At 51.8% G+C, this 17,343-nt stretch carries 12 protein-coding genes; 9 read left to right on the forward strand and 3 right to left on the reverse strand.

The features are described 5' to 3' along the window. The first annotated feature begins 77 nt into the window (after window positions 1-77). The 4 genes from DTHIO_RS14365 to DTHIO_RS14380 all read left to right on the forward strand — a co-directional run bounded on the left by DTHIO_RS14365 (window position 78) and on the right by DTHIO_RS14380 (window position 5,708). Complete coding sequence (locus DTHIO_RS14365) at window positions 78-416, forward strand: circadian clock KaiB family protein (RefSeq protein ID WP_008870989.1); 339 nt, start codon at window positions 78-80, stop codon at window positions 414-416. A 16-nt stretch (window positions 417-432) separates the two neighbouring features. Further along, entirely contained in the window at window positions 433-771 is a 339-nt protein-coding gene (locus DTHIO_RS14370; RefSeq protein ID WP_008870990.1) for a circadian clock KaiB family protein, read from the forward strand. A gap of 17 nt (window positions 772-788) precedes the next feature. Then, window positions 789-3,548 carry a PAS domain-containing sensor histidine kinase gene (locus tag DTHIO_RS19985; protein ID WP_008870991.1) on the forward strand — a complete coding sequence of 920 codons (2,760 nt, stop codon included), beginning with the start codon at window positions 789-791 and terminating at the stop codon, window positions 3,546-3,548. Window positions 3,549-3,770: 222 nt separating this feature from the next. Beyond that, window positions 3,771-5,708: a response regulator gene (locus DTHIO_RS14380; RefSeq protein ID WP_008870992.1), complete on the forward strand. Its 1,938-nt coding sequence runs from the start codon at window positions 3,771-3,773 to the stop codon at window positions 5,706-5,708. A 304-nt stretch (window positions 5,709-6,012) separates the two neighbouring features. On the opposite strand, the gene DTHIO_RS14385 is transcribed toward DTHIO_RS14380, so the two are convergent. Then, window positions 6,013-6,489, reverse strand: coding sequence for a chemotaxis protein CheX (locus tag DTHIO_RS14385; RefSeq protein ID WP_008870993.1), 477 nt, complete (start codon window positions 6,487-6,489; stop codon window positions 6,013-6,015). A gap of 670 nt (window positions 6,490-7,159) precedes the next feature. On the opposite strand from DTHIO_RS14385, the gene DTHIO_RS14390 reads away from it, so the two are divergent. The 4 genes from DTHIO_RS14390 to DTHIO_RS19990 all read left to right on the forward strand — a co-directional run bounded on the left by DTHIO_RS14390 (window position 7,160) and on the right by DTHIO_RS19990 (window position 12,338). Beyond that, window positions 7,160-7,645, forward strand: a complete 486-nt coding sequence (locus DTHIO_RS14390; protein ID WP_040418770.1) for a response regulator — start codon at window positions 7,160-7,162, stop codon at window positions 7,643-7,645. Between the two features lie 26 nt (window positions 7,646-7,671). Beyond that, window positions 7,672-8,385: an HDOD domain-containing protein gene (locus tag DTHIO_RS14395; RefSeq protein ID WP_040418772.1), complete on the forward strand. Its 714-nt coding sequence runs from the start codon at window positions 7,672-7,674 to the stop codon at window positions 8,383-8,385. A gap of 78 nt (window positions 8,386-8,463) precedes the next feature. After that, the gene (locus DTHIO_RS14400; protein ID WP_008870994.1) at window positions 8,464-9,759 is read left to right on the forward strand and encodes a cyclic di-GMP phosphodiesterase; all 1,296 of its coding nucleotides are present in this window, start codon (window positions 8,464-8,466) and stop codon (window positions 9,757-9,759) included. Between the two features lie 242 nt (window positions 9,760-10,001). Next, entirely contained in the window at window positions 10,002-12,338 is a 2,337-nt protein-coding gene (locus DTHIO_RS19990) for a PAS domain S-box protein (protein WP_050775213.1), read from the forward strand. Between the two features lie 471 nt (window positions 12,339-12,809). Here DTHIO_RS19990 and DTHIO_RS14410 read toward each other — a convergent pair whose 3' ends face one another. Next, window positions 12,810-13,991 carry an HD domain-containing phosphohydrolase gene (locus DTHIO_RS14410; RefSeq protein WP_008870996.1) on the reverse strand — a complete coding sequence of 394 codons (1,182 nt, stop codon included), beginning with the start codon at window positions 13,989-13,991 and terminating at the stop codon, window positions 12,810-12,812. A 660-nt stretch (window positions 13,992-14,651) separates the two neighbouring features. Then, a complete protein-coding gene (prs, locus tag DTHIO_RS14415) occupies window positions 14,652-15,560 on the reverse strand; it encodes a ribose-phosphate diphosphokinase (RefSeq protein WP_008870997.1) in 909 nt (302 codons plus the stop codon). A gap of 845 nt (window positions 15,561-16,405) precedes the next feature. On the opposite strand from prs, the gene DTHIO_RS14420 reads away from it, so the two are divergent. Continuing rightward, window positions 16,406-17,341, forward strand: a complete 936-nt coding sequence (locus tag DTHIO_RS14420) for an NADH-quinone oxidoreductase subunit B family protein (RefSeq protein WP_008870998.1) — start codon at window positions 16,406-16,408, stop codon at window positions 17,339-17,341. The last annotated feature ends 2 nt before the right edge of the window (window positions 17,342-17,343 follow it).

Raw genomic sequence — 17,343 nt, forward strand, 5'->3', positions numbered from 1 at the left:
CTGCATTTATCTTTTAAGCCTTACATTCGGCATGGTTTTCCTTGAAAAGACCAGACAGTAAACAACGGAGAAAAACAATGAGCGACCAGAACCAGGAACCTGATGACGACATGAGGCAGCAGGATACGGACAGCGGCATGTGGAACCTGAGGCTCTATGTGGCCGGCCAGTCCAGCAAATCCCTGACTGCTTTTGCCAACCTCAAAGCCCTGTGTGAAGAACATCTGCAGGGGCGCTACACCATCGAAGTAGTCGACCTGATAGAAAATCCTCAACTGGCCAAGGGTGACCAGATCCTGGCCGTTCCTACTCTGGTGCGTAAGCTGCCGCCGCCCCTCAGGAAAATTATCGGGGACCTCTCAGACACTGATCGTGTCCTGGTGGGCCTTGATCTGAAACAGCACGAAACCGAATAACTGTACGAGGCTCAATTTGGGTTCCACCAAAAACAGAAGCACTGCTGAAAAATTTCAGCAAATCCTGGATCAAGGCCCACAGGAAACTTACCTGTTGCGCCTTTATGTCGCCGGAACCTCGCCCGCCTCTGCCAGGGCCATCAAGAATATCAGGCGAATCTGTGAGGAACACCTGCCGGGGCGTTACCATCTTGAGGTCATTGACCTTTACCAGCAACCGGAACTCAAGCTGCCAGAATGTGTCGTCACCGCCCCCACCCTGATAAAAGAACTGCCGCCTCCCCTTCGCTGCATTATCGGTGACATGTCCAACACCAGCCGGGTGCTGGCCGGCCTGGATATAAAAGTCAGATAAAAAGCTTTCAAATGGTTATGCACGACAAAACACAGGATGCAAAGGATCTGCAGCAGGAAAACGCAGAACTGAGAGCCAGGCTGGAAGATACACAGGAAACACTGCGGGCCATTAGAAGCGGAGAGGTGGACGCCTTAGTGGTCTCAACGGACCAGGGAGAGCAGGTTTTCACCCTCAAGGGGGCGGACCACCCATTCCGGGTGCTCATGGAAGACATGAGTGAAGGCGCCCTGACCCTGTCCAGTGACGGCATCGTCCTGTACGCCAACCAGCGCTTTGCCGAGATGCTTAAAAGCCACCTGAACCTGGTTGCAGGCTCGGACCTGGTGCAGTGGATTCAATCCGGCCACCGCTGCCGCTTCTATTCTCTTTTGCAAGGCCAAAGCGGCCAGAGGTCCAGTGGAGAAATCAATCTGGTTGATTCCCAGGGGGCTCTTGTTCCGACTCAGTTTTCCCTGACCCCTCTGGAAACACAGGACATCCAGGGCGCTTTCTGTGCCGTGGTCACTGATTTAAGCGAACACAAGCGCCTGCAGGAAATAAAGGCTGCTGAGCAGACGGCCAGGGCCAGGGCCCAGGAAGCAGAACGTTACAGTGAAACCCTGGAAAGCCTGGTGAGAGATCTTAATAAAGCCAGAAAAGGACTAAAGGAAAATCAAAACTTCCTGGAATCAGTACTGGACACCATCCAGGACGGCATAGTCGTTCTGGACAAGGACATGAACATAATAAAGACCAATAGAGTAATTCAGAACCTGTACTCCCTGGATCACTCCCGTCAGGAAAAATGCTACACAGCTTTTCATGGCCGCCGCGAACCATGTGACCTCTGCCCCACATCCAGGGCCATGCAGACCGGGAACCTGGAGGTGGAAGAAATACCAATAATCCAGAATGGAGTTGAAACCGGAACCATGGAAGTCTTTGCCTATCCCATGCGGGATGAGCAGGGAAATATTACCGGCGTTGTGGAATACGCAAGAGATATCAGCAAGGTCAAAAGAAACCGGCAGGCCCTGAAAAGAAGCCAGGCTCTGCTGTCCAGAACCCAGGAAATCGCTGACATCGGCAGCTGGGAAATGGACCTGGACAAAGACGTTTTGACCTGGTCGGATCAGGTATATCGCATGTTTGGCTATGCCCCGCAATCTTTCCAGCCGGGCTACCAGTCTTTTCTTGATGCAGTACACCCCGAAGACCGGGAATCTGTGCACAAGAAATACCTGGAGTCAATGCTCGACGTATCTCAGGGCTTTGAATTCGAACACCGGATAGTCAGGGCTGACAGTCAGGAAGTGCGTTATGTCCGGGAACAGGGTTTACACGAATTAGACGATGCAGGACGTGTGGTCCTCTCCTATGGGGCCATCCAGGATATCGCGGAAAACAAACTTGCCGCTGACAAACTCCGCGAAAGAGAGGAAAAATACCGGGCCCTGGTGGATCAGTCTGTGGAAATGATATACCTGCACGACATGGAAGGCCGGTTTATCGAAGTCAATGCCGCTGCAGTCAGCAATACCGGGTATACCAGGGAAGAACTGCTGAGCATGAACGTCTTTGATCTGCACACTGACCAGTTAAGCCAGGAGGAGGTTAAAAACTACTGGCAATCCATGCTCCCCGGCCAATCCATGACTGTGGAAACCGAACACCACAAAAAGGACGGCTCGGTTATTCCTGTAGAAGTCAAAATCGGCAAAATCTATTACAGCAACCAGGAGCATATCATGGCCCTGGTACAGGACATCACCGAGCGCAAACAGGTACATCAGGAACTTATCGCCCGCAGGTCCGCCGAAGAAGCCAACAGGGCCAAAAGCCGTTTCCTGGCCAACATGAGCCATGAAATCCGCACCCCCATGAATGCTGTCCTCGGGTTCGCCCGCATGCTGGAGAACGATCCAGCTCTTCCGGCCAAGCAGGCCGCCCAGGCCGGGACCATTGTGCGCAGCGGGGATCATCTGCTTCAGCTGCTCAACAGCATCCTGGACATGTCCCGTATAGAGGCGGGCCAGAGCGGACTTCACCCTGAAGACTTTCATCTCCCTGGCCTGATTGATAAATTGATGACCATGTTTGAATTGAGCGCTCAGGACAAGGGCCTTGAACTTGTACTGGAAAAAGATCCCCATCTCCCCCCGGATCTGCATGCCGACCAGGGCAAGCTGCTGCAGATCCTGACCAACCTTTTAAGCAACGCTATCAAGTTTACCAGCACCGGGGAAGTAAAGCTGACCATAAGCTCAAAACCACCTGGGCCTGCTGATACTGCCTGTGAAGAACAGGACCTGGGCCTGGTATTCCAGGTGCAGGATTCCGGTCCGGGAATAACTGCGCAGGATCAGGCACAATTGTTTGAACCTTTTTTTCAGACCCAGAATAAAATGCATCCCGGCGGGACCGGTCTGGGCCTGACCATCAGCCGGGAATACGCTGTTCTCATGGGGGGCAACCTGACAGTGAGCAGCCAGGAGGGCCGGGGCAGCTGTTTTCGTCTGGAAATACCTGTAAAAAGAGCCCGGACTCAAACCACCCCCCGGCAACCCGCCTCTGCTATGCAGAAGCCCCAGGCCGACAGGGGTCCGCCCGGCTTTGATCACTCCGTAACCCAGGAGATCTGCGAAGCAGTATCCCAGGGAGATGTGGTCAAGCTCATGCAGACCCTGGACGAAGCCGCCGGCCAGGACCAGGAATCGGCCGTGAAACTCAAAGATATGGCCCGTAATTTCGAGTATGACAGAATCATGCACTGGCTGAACCATTCCGGTGCTTAGGGTTTGTCATAAAATAAGTGTTACATAATGCTTGCATAATCTGGGGGTTTATCGCTCCCACGCTCTGCGTGGGAGCGTAGCCCGACCGCTCCTGCGGTCATTTCTTATCCAAATTTGTTGACTTTATTTCTTTCAACCAGGAACGAAGAACCAGGAACTTTGAACTCTCAAGTTAATAAGCTTTTTAAAAAATACCAACCATCAAACAGGAAGCAATATACAATGCAACAGGAATTTCACCAGGCCAGAATAATGATTGTGGACGATACCCCGGCCAACCTCAACCTGCTCATGGATATGCTCCTTAAAAAAGGGCACCAGGTTGTGGCCTTCCCCAGCGGTCAACAGGCCCTGGAAGCCGCCTCGAAAACCCCGCCGGACCTCATCCTCCTGGACATAAGAATGCCCGGCATGGACGGATTCGAGGTCTGCAGGAAACTGAAACAGGACCCGGATCTTCAGGACATCCCGGTTATTTTCATAAGCGCACTGCAGGATGTATCGGACAAGGTTCAGGCATACAATACAGGGGGCGTGGATTATGTAAGCAAGCCCTTTCAGCCCGAAGAAGTCTACGCCAGGGTGGAGACCCACCTGCGTCTGAACCGCCTGCTGCGGGAAAGCGAAGAGAGCCGCCGCGTTCTTATAGAAGAACTGCCGGACATCATTGTCCGTTTCGACCGGCAGGCCAGGCATGTTTCTGTTTCAGACAATATCCGGGACCTGGGCATAACCGAACCCGGAGAATACATCGGCAGGACCCACCGTGAACTGGGGTACTCCGAGTCCTGCTGCCGCTTTTGGGAAAAATCCATCGCCACAGTCTTTGACTCCGGAGAACCTCTGGAGGAGGAAATGAGCCTCTACAGCGGGGACAATGAAGGACTGATACATAATGTCCGCATGGTTCCGGAACGTGACAGCAGCGGCAATATCGTTACCGTGCTGGCCATCAGCCGGGACATAACCCTGCAGAAGCAGGCCCAGCAGGCCCTTTTAAATGCCAAAAAGGATGCCGAAGCCGCCAACCAGTCCAAAAATGAATTCCTGGCCAACATGAGCCATGAGATCCGTACCCCCTTAAACGGCATTGAAGGCATGATGCAGATGCTCCTGTCCACTCCCCTGAACTCAGAGCAGCAAAAATTCATTGAAATGGGACACCAGGCCTCCAGGCGAATGACTGAACTCCTCTCGGACATCCTGGATCTCTCCCGCCTGGAAGCCGGTCGGGAGGACGTCAGCAAAAGAACCTTCAACCTGAAGGATGTGTGTGATTCCCTGTGGGATCTGCTGGGAATCAAGTCCCGGGAAAAAGGCATCCCTTTGACCTTCAACCTCTCGCCCTCCCTTCCGGACACCCTCATGGGGGACTCCACCATGGTCCGCCAGATCCTCTTCAACCTTGTGGGCAACGCCCTCAAATTTACGGAACACGGACAGGTCACTCTGGACATCCATCCCTTGCCCCAGTCGCATCAGGATCAGCTGCAGGTGCTGTTCACCGTCTCGGACACCGGGCCGGGCATCCCCGATGACAAGCAGGACAGGATTTTCAAGCCGTTCGACATGGTAAACGGCTCCCTGACCCGGAAACATGAAGGGAAAGGCCTGGGTCTAACCGTAACCCACCGCCTGGCAAAGCTCATGGGCGGCACAATATCCGTTGACAGCGCTGAAGGACAGGGCACATCCATATACGTTACACTGCCCTTTGAAACCGTGCCGGAAACCAGGCCTGCTGAAAATGAGAGGGTCAATGAATATGAAAAGCCTGCCGGGATGCGCATCCTTATCGCGGAAGACGACTCCCTGAGCCGGATTTTTTTCGAAAAGATACTCCAGGGGGAAGGCCACCGGGTGGAGTCAGTGGAACACGGAGACCAGGTCATGTCCAGGCTGGCCATGAATGACTACGACTGCATACTTATGGACATAGAGCTTCCAGGCATAAGAGGCGACGAGATAACTACCCGGATCCGGGCTGCAGACAACCTGGGAGCCAAAAAGGATATTCCCATCTTTGCGGTAACCGCCTACACCCAGCCCGGAGACAGGGAACATTTTCTGAAAGCAGGCATGGATGACTACCTGCCCAAACCCCTGGGCATACAGGAATTCAGAGAGGCCTTCAAAAAGCACGGCCTGGTGCGGTCATAAAAGCTCCCGGTAACTGGAGACAAAGGGGAAACCAGCGCATAGACAGATGGTAAACATTCAGGGGGGCATGTACCGGCAAGGGGGACAGTCCCCGCGACACTTTTACTGCACAAACACAAAATTTCAGAGGCGAAACTTTGTGAAACTGCTTAATCAGTACTTAGCGGGGACAGTCCCCTTGCCTTGTGCCATTAGTCACCACTGAGGTCCCTCTGAATGCTTACGACAGATGCCTGCGAAAGCAGTGTGCCGTGCGTTAAGCTGTACAACAGTGTTTTTTATATACTGGACATGGACTAAGCATTCACCCGATACAAACTTCGATGCTTAGAGAGCCATGGCTTGTATCCAGGGGGATGGCCAGAATGGCTCTTTCGGATACATGACGTATGGTATGATTCTTACCGGTGACTACACTGGGCGTACCCGCTTCAAAAATCATATCCATTTCCACCAGATCTTTTCTTGCCTGGCCACAAATCATGTTGGTCATTTCTCCTACAGCATCTTTTACTTCATCATTGACCTCGGGATACTCCTCCCCGAGCATGCTGCCCACAATCCCCAGTGCGGAAGCTTCTGAGAAAGTAACTGACATGGAGCCCTTTGCCGAGCCGCTTTTGCTGCTGAAACCGATAATGCCCGAGACATCACCTACAGCCTTCTGGTCTTTTTTAATGTAGGCCTTCCCCAGACCAGCCTTGACCATGGCCATGGTTTCCAGAACATTGATACCGGCCTGCGCAAATATCACTATGATTTTTTTAACCTTTTCTGTCATGCAAGCTCCTTAAATAATACATCCAGCTTCAAGTCTCCGGCACCCCCACCCCAATCACTCCAGCATTATTTGGTTGTTGTTTAAGTTACTGGATTAAACATAACTCTGTAAACAAGATGAAATACAAGATAATTAAGATAATTTTATACAAAAATGTAATAAAAAGTTACCAGGAACAACTTAAAGAAGGGATCTCATACAACCACCCCCGGCCTTAAGAAGTATGGAAGTAGGGGCGTATGGGAGTATGGGAGTAAAAATATCTTTACATCCACACATGGATACCCCCATACACCCATACTTTCTTCCTGAGGGAGGGGAGCTAAACCGTGGCCTGGACTTACTTGGGTGGTGGAAGTTTAATCAAGATCCAGACAAAGTATTTATACAGATGCCTGCGACAAAATGTTGCCACGCCTCAATCTGCTCCCCTCCTTGGTTAAGGAGGGGTCGGGGGTGGTTCGATAATCAGCTCCCTTCCTTACCCGGCCTTAAGAAGTATGGAAGTAGGGGCGTATGGGAGTATGGGAGTAAAAATATCTTTACACCCACACATGGATACCCCCATACACCCATACTTTCTTCTTGAGGAAGGGGAGTTTACACCGTGCCCGTAATCCTGTACTTCCTGAAGACATGCTCCACAAAAAAATAAACAACGGGATGCGGTATGAGTGTTTCCATTTTATTCGTGGATGACGAGCAGATGGTCCTGCAGGGGCTCAAAAGAGCCCTTTACTCCATGCGCAGGGAGTGGAAAATGCATTTCGCCCAGAGCGGCAGGGAAGGCCTGGCCATATTGCAGGAGCATGAGCTGGATATCGTGATTTCGGATATGTATATGCCGGAAATGGACGGAGCGGATTTCCTGAGCCTGGTGCAAACAGAGCATCCCCAGGTGGTCCGGATTATTCTCTCGGGACATTCTGACCATGCACTTCTACTCAGGACCATCATCCCGGCCCATAAGTTTCTGCACAAGCCGTGCTCCAAGGACATCCTGGTAAACGCCGTGAACAGGATTCTGCTGGCACGCAAGTTTGTAGAGGACCCTGCTCTCAGGTCACGGATCAACCAGATAGGTACACTGCCACCCACCCCCTGTTTTACCCCCTGGCAATCGAGGCCCTGGGCAGGGATTTCCACAAGGAAGTAGCGGCTATACTCCCCTTTGACGTAGCCATGGTGGCCAACATCATGAAGGTGGTCATGAACTCCTTTGCAGGTGACTCTAAGACACCTTCAACCCTGGAAGCGGTTTCACAGACCCTGGGAGTGGAAATGATCAAGGAACTTATCTGCCGCCGGGAGGAATTTGCCGCATACCAGGATTTTCTGTATCCTGACTACTCAATTCTCCAGCTATGGAGGCACAGCCTGAGAACGGCCAGGTATGCGGCCGCCATTGCCGCCACCCAGAGCAGTGACCCTCTTTTTGTGGATCAGTGCTATACTGCAGGGCTTCTGCACGATGTAGGCAAGATGGTCTTGCTGCTTAAATTCGGTGAAGAATATGTCCAGAGCCTCAAAAAGACCATGCAGGAGGAAATACCGGTCAGGGATGCAGAGACCCGGGCATTTAACACCACTCACGAGGCAGCCGGTGCTTATCTGCTCTGTTTATGGGGTCTGCCACTAAAAACCCTGGAAGCCGTGGCGTTTCATTCCCGGCCGGGATATACCAGGGGAGCGGAATTCAAACCCGTGACAGCCGTACACGTGGCCAACATCCTGGACCATTATTTTCTGGGCTTTTCAGCCCGGCACAGCAAAAGACAGCTGGACCAGAGCTTTCTGGAAAAAAACGGGTTCATGGAGAGAATGCCCGTCTGGAAAAAGGCCTGTGCCAGTGTTTACGCCAGGGAAATCCAGGAACAGAAAAAACTAATTTTTTAGCACTACAGCGAAACTTATTGAGATACGATATTCTATTGTATAAATTTCGCTGTAGTGTCAGCAGGAAAACCGGTATTTATGAGCAGCCAGGCGGCAGAAAAGGTCAGCGTGGACCAGCTACAGGTGGGAGTCTATATTCAGTTGCAGGAAGTCTGGTACATGCATCCCTTTCTGCGCAGCAGCTTCTTGATAAAAAAGGAGAAACAGATCCAGGCCCTCAGGGACTCCGGCATCAAAGAAGTACTTTATGTACCTGAGAAAAGCCAGAGACCATGTCTGCCGGCCAGGAAGAAAAAGCCTGCTGAACCGTTACAAAATGAGCAGGAGAAGGACACAAGCCCTGATGAAAACATTTCCGGACAGGTATGGGAAACCAAGCAAAGACGCATCAAACAGTTCAGTAATATCCAGGAGCGCATAAAAAAATGTTCCCGTCAATATAAAAACACGGTGCAGAAGATGCCCTCCATGCTGAATGATATTTTTGCCGGCCGGGAAGAAGGCATGCAAAACGCTCAGGAAGTGGTCTCGGAAATGGCACAGACCTTTCTGTCTGAAACCACCGCTGTAATGCACCTCATGGATGCCGAAGAAGCGGACATGGACCTTGCCTACCATTTTCTCAACGTTTCCGTGCTGTCCATGATGATAGGCGAAGCAGCCCAGCTGCAGGAAGAAGACATGAAGCATCTTGGCATGGGTGCTTTACTGCATGACCTGGGCAAACTCAGGATTGAAAAGAAACACCTGCGCAAACCCAGGGAGATGCTCAGCAAGCATGAGCTGAAATTATTGAAAATGCACCCCCAATACGGTGTTGAAACTCTGTGCGCCATCAAAACAGGACCTCCTCAACCGGTAAAGGAGATAGTCCGGCATCATCACGAAGCCCTGAGCGGAATCGGGTATCCCCAGGGACTAAAGGCGGACAGAATTTCCTACTTGACCAGGATCACCACCCTGGCCAACATCTTCGACAACCTGTGCAATCCTTACAACCCTGAACAGGCCATGTCCCCGCATCACGCCCTTTCTTTTATTTACAGGAGATACGACCTGATCCTGGATATGCATCTGGTATCCCTTCTGGTTAAAAGGCTGGGGGTTTACCCTCCTGGTTGTATTGTTGAGCTCTCCACTAAAGAGGTGGCCAAGGTCATGGCCGTGGATCCGGCAAAGCCGTTAAGGCCTCTTATCCTCCTGTATGACCCGGATGTACCCAGAAAACATGCTGCTGTTTTCAACATGGACGAAGACAGGGATCTATTCATAGATAGATGCCTGAATCCGGAAGAGCTTTCCCAGGAAGCCGCCAGGTATCTGAAGCCCAGGCAGAAAGTCGCATATTATGCAGAAGAAGTACCGGAAAAGTAACTGTTTTCCAGCCGGAGAGTCTTTTTTGAGGATTATATAATCAGATGCACCTGCAAAAAGTCGGGGAATGAAAAATTCACAAATCAAAAATCAACATAACTCTTTGATTTCACTGCCTGCCCCGTGAAATAACTCCTTGGAGTTCCCGAAGGTATTTCACTGGGGACCTCTGACCTCTGATCTCTGACGTCTGTAACTGCAAAAATGACTTTTTGCAGTCACATCTAATCATGGGGTATTATATGCAAAAAGTACTAATAGTAGAAGACTCCGAATCTTTTGCCCTCTTTTTGAACAAGGCATTGATTAAAAACGGATATGATGTTTCAGCCCAGGTGAAAACCGGGGAAGCCGCTCTGGAGCACATCAGGGAAAATGACCCTGATGTCATCCTCATGGACATCAATCTGGACGGTGAACTGGACGGAATTGAAGCCGCCGAACTTATCCGCCGGGAAAAAAACATTCCTGTTATCTACGTGACTTCCCAGTTCAACGAAACAGTCATGCACCGGGCCGCCCAGACCCTGCCCTACGGGTACCTTTGCAAGCCCTTTAATGTCCATCACCTTCTGGGGGTGCTGGACATAGCTCTGCGCAAGAGACAGGTGGAAATAAAGCTGGAGAAATCCAGGCTGCAGGCGGAACAGGAACTGCGCCTGGCCAAGGAGCAATGGGAAGATACCTTTGATGCTGTTCCCGACCTCATAGCCGTCATCGACCAGGAACTCAAGATCGTGCGGGCCAACAAGGCCCTGTCCGACAGGCTGAACATGGACAGGGAGGAAATAACAGGAAGCCACTGTTACCGTGTAATAGACGGAACAGACAGTCCCCCGGAGTCATGCCCCTTTTTCGATTCAGAAAAAACGGGCAGATCTCACGGGGAGGCATATAAGGCAAGTCTCGGGGGATACTTTGACATAAGCTGTACCTCGGTGAAGGGACTGCAGGGAGGTAAGGCCAGGGTCAATGTGCTCAGGGATATCACCCGGCGTAAAGAATTCGAGGAAAATCTCAGGCGTAGCGAAGAACTATACCGCCGTCTGGCCGAGGACATGCCCAATCTTCTGTGCACTTTTCTGCCCGACAGCACCCTGACCTATGTCAATCAGGCCTATTGCGATTTTTTTCAGAAGAACAGGCATGAACTTGTGGGACAGAAATGGCTGGATTTTCTGCCCCGGGAGCAAAGACACGCAGTCAGAGAACATCTTGCCACGATTAAACCTGAAAACCCCTTTGTGTCCTATGAACATGCCGTGCACAGGCCCGATGGTTCAGTGAGCTGGCAAAAATGGCACGATCGGGGAATTTTTGAAAACCAGGAACTGTTATACATCCAGTCCATCGGGGAGGATATAACCGACAGAAAGCTGGCCAGTGAAAGACTAAAGGAAAACGAAAAAATCCTTAAGTCAGTGCTGGAATCAATCCATATAGCCATGATCATTATGGATTTAAACACAGGCAAGGTCTTAAGGACCAATGAGGTAGCCCGGGAATACTTTTATGCAGACGATTCAGCAGAAGCGGATTTTGAAAAAAAGATACTGCCTGTAATTTTGAAGGGAAAAAACAGCCTGTCCTCTTTCGCATCCAGCCTGCCCGTATTCAACAGGGAGGTAAAGATAAACGATGTATCCGGCAGGCTTGTCCCTTTCCTGTTCTATGCCTTTCAGAGCGAATTTCAGGGAGTGGAGAGTGCAGTGCTGATTTTTTACGATATCTCCCAGCGCAAGAACCTGGAGATGCAGCTGGCCCACTCCCAGAAACTGGAGGCGGTGGGGGAACTGGCTGCAGGCATAGCCCATGAAATAAATACCCCCAGTCAATACGTGGGCGATAACACACGTTTTTTACAGGAGGCCTTTACTGATCTGCAGCAGCTTCTGGACCTTTATCTGCGCTTGGAAAAAGAAGTGCATGCAGCCGGCAATGATGAACTGCTGCAGAAGATACGGCAAGCCAGAGATGAGATGGACCTGGATTTTATCCTTTCCGAGATACCCCGGGCCATTGAGCAGTCCCTGCAGGGCCTGGACAGGGTAAGTACCATTGTCCAGGCCATGAAGAGATTTTCCCATCCAGGGGGTGAAGAAGAAAGGGTGCTTTTTGATCTCAACGAGGCTTTGACCAATATCATCACCATTTCCCGCAACGAGTGGAAATATACTTCCGAGGTCAAAACCGATTTTGCAGAGGATCTTCCCCAGGTGGCGGTTTATCCCAATGACCTGAACCAGGCCTTTTTGAACCTCATTGTCAACGCGGCTCAGGCCATCCAGGAAAAAGAACAAAAGAGCGGGGGAAAGGGGGTTATTTTTATTTCCACCCGGGCCGTTAACGGTTACGCTGAAGTCAGCATCCAGGATACAGGCAAGGGCATCCCTGAGTATTACCAGGACAGAATATTCGACCAGTTTTTCACCACCAAGCCCGTGGGCAAGGGTACGGGACAGGGGCTGGCCATTACCTATTCCATCATTGTGGACAGGCACGGAGGCCAGATCAACCTTGACTCCAGGGAAGGTGAAGGCACGACATTTACTGTCCGCCTGCCGTTAACAGATGCTTAAGCGGCCCCGGTGAAATCAGCTGCGCTGTCCTTCGGCCCCGGTTAAGCATAAGAAGGCTTCACGGGGTAAAAATTTCACAGGGCAAGCCGGAAGCCGCAGATTGCATTAACCATCCAGCACTCACTTTCTTCCGGCACTCATGAATGCAGGAAAAAAGTGAGTGCTGGAGTGATAACCTTTTGGCCTGGCTTCCGCCTGTCCCGTTTAATTGCTCGCAGAGCAAGCCCGAAGGGCATTAAACTGGGAGCCAGGACAAAGATGATTTTCTCTTCATCAATCTCTTAATCCTGTCAATCCTGTCAAAAAACTCTTTTATTTATTGGGTTGCGGGCAAAGCCCGCCTGAAGCTTCTCAGCGGTAGTTCCTGACGTCAGGCACACTCTGAATACTTACACAGAGCCCGGGCATGCCCTAAGCTGGCTTCAAGTCTTTCAATCGCCGGCGCTGAAGCACTTTTATAAACCAGGTATTTCAACCCGATTCTTTAGCCTTTTTTTTCTCCCTTAGCTTCTGCGGAGGTACCAGGACAGAAAAAGGCTGTTTTACTCCATAGGTCTCATCAAGATTTCGCAGCTTGTCCACCTGGTTAAGGCTTAGCTCGCTGCCACTGCGCAGCAGAAGCATCCCGCTCAGAGAATAGATTTCTTCCGTGACCACCATGTAGGGCACAAGCTCATTTATGCGCACCTGCTTGAGCTCGTACTCGTCTTCCATCTGCAGAACTTCTATAAAATTTCTAATGACAGCGGGGTCATAACGCCCCTTGCGGTCCAGCATGCGCAGCAGGGTATTTTTGCGGGAATATCCGCGGTTCATGAGCAGGTCGTAATCCAGGACAACCTTGAGAATCCTGGCCCCCAGGGGAATATCTTTTCCCCTGATGCCGTCCTCAGGGAAGCCCTGCCCGTTGTAATACTTCTCCTGCTGGGAAATCATTCTGGACATTTCTTCCAGCCTGGGGATTCTGGATATTATATCCGCTGCTATCATTGGGTGCTGGGAAAATGTCTGCTTTTCTTCCGGGGTCAGTTTTTCTCCGTTTTTGATTTTCAAGCGGATATTCTCAGGCAGTGCCAGCCCTCCTATCTGGGAAAGCAGGGCTCCGGTTTCATAGAACCAGACGTCTGTTTCTCCCATGTGTACAGCCAGATCCCGGACGAATCTCTTGATCCTTGCAGCCCTGGCCATGGCATCCTCGTTGACCATGCTCAGTACATCAGTCAGAGCGCCCACTACCCCGCTGACTGTGCTTTCCATGATTTCTTTTTCGGAAACTATGAGCCTGTACTGGGCAATAGCGTCGTCCAGAGTCCTTGTGAGCAGATGGGGAGGAACAGGCTTGGTCAGGAAGCGGAATACGCTGCCCTCGTTTATGGCCTCTATTGCGGCATCCAGATCTTCATGGCCGGTGAGCATTATGCGTACGCTCTCGGGAAAAAGTTCCCTGACCCGGCCCAGGAACTGAATCCCGTCCATTCCGGGCATCTTCAGGTCAGCCACCACTACCGCATAAGGGCCTTTCTCGTTTATGGCCTTCAGACCTTCCATGGCTCCTGTGGCGGTATCAACGCTGTAGTTCCTGCGCAGGGATCTCTTGAATCCCTCCAGGATATTCACGTCGTCATCTACGAACAGAACCTTGTAATCTTTCACTGAGGACTCCAGGGACCGGCCGTATACCGTCCCGGGTTGTTTTTGATATGTTTTATGCCTGCGATGTCCATACCGGACAACTTTCTGTAGTGGGGAAGGTAGGGAGCTGATTGTCAAACCACCCCCGGCCCCTCCTTAACCAAGGAGGGGAGCAGATCGAGGCATGGCAGCACTCTGTCGCATGCATCTGTATAAATACTCCGTCTGGATCGTGATTAAACTTCCACCACCCAAGCAAGTCCAGGCCACGGTACAGCTCCCCTCCTTAGCCAAGGAGGGGTCGGGGGTGGTTGCATGAAATCCCTTCCTTATAAAAATTCCAGAAGCCCGCCCCCCAAGCAAGTCCAGGCCACGGTACAGCTCCCCTCCTTAGCCAAGGAGGGGTCGGGGGTGGTTGCATGAAATCCCTTCCTTATAAACATTCCAGAAGCCCAACACCCAAGCAAGTCCAGGCCACGGTACAGCTCCCCTCCTTAGCCAAGGAGGGGTCGGGGGTGGTTGCATGAACTCCCTTCCCTATAAACATTCCAGAAGCCTACCACCCAAATAGTCCAAACCACGGTTTAGCTCCCCTCAAAACATATAAATATTCCCATCAAAATTCTTGCGGGGATACCATATACTTTCCATCCGGAAACTACTTATTTCCGGCTACAAAAACTACGTAACAAGCTTCCTGCTTATATCCCCGGCCAGGCTCAGAACTTCAAAGGGGTCTGTTCCATCCACCTGCCTGGCCGTCTCCGGGCAGGAGTCCGTGAGCCAGAAACGCTCAAACCCCTGGTCAATAAAACGCTCCCAGGATTTTTGCGGAAAGACCCCGTGGGTTACATATGCACTGACACTTTTTGCCCCGGCCTCTTCCAGGGCCTGCCTGCACTTGATCAAAGTCCCCCCGGTCATGACCAGGTCGTCAACAACAATCACGTTTCTGCCCCGGGGCTCTCCCTCCCGGATAATGACCCTGCGCCCGTCCTTATCCCGGACTTTGTGCGCTGTTATCAGGGGGTAGCCCTCAAACATGCGCCCGAAACGCTTCCAGGCACCCTCGTCGGGAAAAGCCACAGCCACGTCAGGCATGCCCTGGATACGCTCCAGCAGCAGAGGAACAGCCGTCTCTAACCTGGGTACTACCTGATCCGAAAAATAAAACCTCTCCTGCAGGGCATGGATGTCGTAGATAATTATCTGCACCGGGCCGGTCATGGTCCCCGGGACCAGTGAAAGCATCCTGGCCAGGGTGGCTGCCGTGGCGATCTCACCCTCCTCGTCCACCCGCTCCATGGTCCCGGTGGGGAAATAAGGCATTATCACCTTCAAAGATTTTACAGCCAGGCGGGGCAGTTCATAGATCACGGACAACTGGCTGAAGATCTCCGCCGGGCTGTCCATGGAGGCCAGAAAAACCACATGCGAGTTTCGCAGGCCGATGGCGTCATGTACCATAAGATTGGGGAAGCCATCCTGAAAATAATTCCAGGAAATCTCCCCGGACTCGCAGGCTTCACTGGCCTTGCAGATTTTACGTGCAAGATCGTGCATCTGGGGGCAACAAAACACTTTGATCATACAGGCCTCCCCTGAAGTTGATGCCGACTTTTATTTTGCAAATTTAAGCCCTTGTCAAGAATTAAGGAAGGGAGCTGATTATCGAACCACCCCCGACCCCTCCTTAACCAAGGAGGGGAGCAGATCGAGGCATGGCGACACTCTGTCGCAGGCATCTGTATAAATACTCCGTCTGAATCGTGATCAAACTTCCACCACCCAAGCAAGTCCAAGCCGCGATACAGCTCCCCTCCTTAGCCAAGGAGGGGTCGGGGGTGGTTGTATGAGATCCCTTCCTTATAAACATTTCAGAAGCCCGCCACCCAAGCAAGTCCAAACCACGGTACAGCTCCCCTCCTTAGCCAAGGAGGGGTCGGGGGTGGTTGTTATATGAAATCCCTTCCTTATAAAAATTCCAGAAGCCCACCACCCAAGCAAGTCCAGGCCGCGGTACAGCTCCCCTCCTTAGCCAAGGAGGGGTCGGGGGTGGTTGTATGAGATCCCTTCCTTATAAACATTTCAGAAGCCCACCACCCAAGCAAGTCCAAGCCACGAGCCACGGTACAGCTCCCCTCCCTCAGGAAGAAAGTATGGGTGTATGGGTGTATCCATGTGTGGGTGTAAAGATATTTTTACTCCCATACACCCATACACCCATACGCCCATACGCCCATACGCCCATACTTCTTAACCCCGGGGTGGTTGTATGAACTCCCTTCCTGACCCCGAACACAAAGTTTTAGTAAACTCCTTTTTTTGGATTTACATTTCCATTAATTACCGCTACTATAAACAGTAATTACACAAAATTCACCAACCGGAATTTTCTTTCAGCACCCAACAGGAACGACCAGTAGGAGGCAGGCATGAAGACGGCTTTCTGGATGCAGGCAGGCGGCTGCGGTGGCGACAGCATGTCGTTTCTGAGCCAGAGCTTTGCCTGCACATCCAATCTGTTCCAGGCCCTGGACATCGACCTCCTCTGGCACCCGTCATTTTCCTGCATAGCCATGCAGGATCAGAAAAGACTCCTGGAAGACCTGGCAGCAGGTAAAATACCTCTGGATATATTCATCCTGGAAGGATCCGTCATATGCGGCCCCTCTGGGACGGGCCTTTTCGACACACACATGGGCCGGCCCAGAAAAGACCTGGTACAGCAACTAACCATGCAGGCCGATACAGTCATTGCCGCCGGGACCTGCGCCTCATTCGGCGGTTTCGGGGCTGACGGGGAGGCCGGATCCACCGGCCTGCAGTTCCACAAAACCCGGCCTGGTGGACTCCTGGGTCCCGATTTTCGGTCCGGCTCAGGACAACCGGTGATAAACCTGGCCGGATGTCCCTGCCACCACGACGTAATGGCCGGGGCACTGGCAGCCGCAGCCCGCGGTACCGCCATGGACCTGGATGAATACCACCGACCCCGGGAATGGTACGGAACCATGATCCACCAGGGATGCACCCGCAACGAATATCATGAATACCGGGTGGAGGAATCCGATTTCGGCGAACTGGGATGTCTCTTCTTTCACATGGGTTGTGCCGGTCCCCTGGTTCCCGGCCCCTGCAACAAGCTTCTCTGGAACCAGCAGTCATCCAAGCCAAGGGCCGGGGTGCCCTGTTTTGGATGCACCGACCCTGAATTCCCCGGGAAAAACCCATTTTTTTACACCCAGAACATAGAAGGCATCCCTTTGTCTTTGCCCAACGGCGTCAACAGGGCCCACTACATGGTCTACAAAAGTATGGCTGCCGCAGCCGCTCCTCTTCGTCTTAAAAAAAGAACCGCCAGGGTGTAGCC

The organism is Desulfonatronospira thiodismutans ASO3-1, from assembly GCF_000174435.1.
Classification (GTDB): domain Bacteria; phylum Desulfobacterota; class Desulfovibrionia; order Desulfovibrionales; family Desulfonatronovibrionaceae; genus Desulfonatronospira; species Desulfonatronospira thiodismutans.

Excerpts from the sequence above, each read along its gene's own strand:
- DTHIO_RS14365 (WP_008870989.1), top strand. The coding sequence starts at position 78 with ATGAGCGACCAGAACCAGGAACCTGATGACGACATGAGGCAGCAGGAT.
- DTHIO_RS19985 (WP_008870991.1), top strand. The coding sequence starts at position 789 with ATGCACGACAAAACACAGGATGCAAAGGATCTGCAGCAGGAAAACGCA.
- DTHIO_RS14380 (WP_008870992.1), top strand. The coding sequence starts at position 3,771 with ATGCAACAGGAATTTCACCAGGCCAGAATAATGATTGTGGACGATACC.
- DTHIO_RS14385 (WP_008870993.1), bottom strand. The coding sequence starts at position 6,489 with ATGACAGAAAAGGTTAAAAAAATCATAGTGATATTTGCGCAGGCCGGT.
- DTHIO_RS14390 (WP_040418770.1), top strand. The coding sequence starts at position 7,160 with ATGAGTGTTTCCATTTTATTCGTGGATGACGAGCAGATGGTCCTGCAG.
- DTHIO_RS14395 (WP_040418772.1), top strand. The coding sequence starts at position 7,672 with ATGGTGGCCAACATCATGAAGGTGGTCATGAACTCCTTTGCAGGTGAC.
- DTHIO_RS14400 (WP_008870994.1), top strand. The coding sequence starts at position 8,464 with ATGAGCAGCCAGGCGGCAGAAAAGGTCAGCGTGGACCAGCTACAGGTG.
- DTHIO_RS19990 (WP_050775213.1), top strand. The coding sequence starts at position 10,002 with ATGCAAAAAGTACTAATAGTAGAAGACTCCGAATCTTTTGCCCTCTTT.
- prs (WP_008870997.1), bottom strand. The coding sequence starts at position 15,560 with ATGATCAAAGTGTTTTGTTGCCCCCAGATGCACGATCTTGCACGTAAA.
- DTHIO_RS14420 (WP_008870998.1), top strand. The coding sequence starts at position 16,406 with ATGAAGACGGCTTTCTGGATGCAGGCAGGCGGCTGCGGTGGCGACAGC.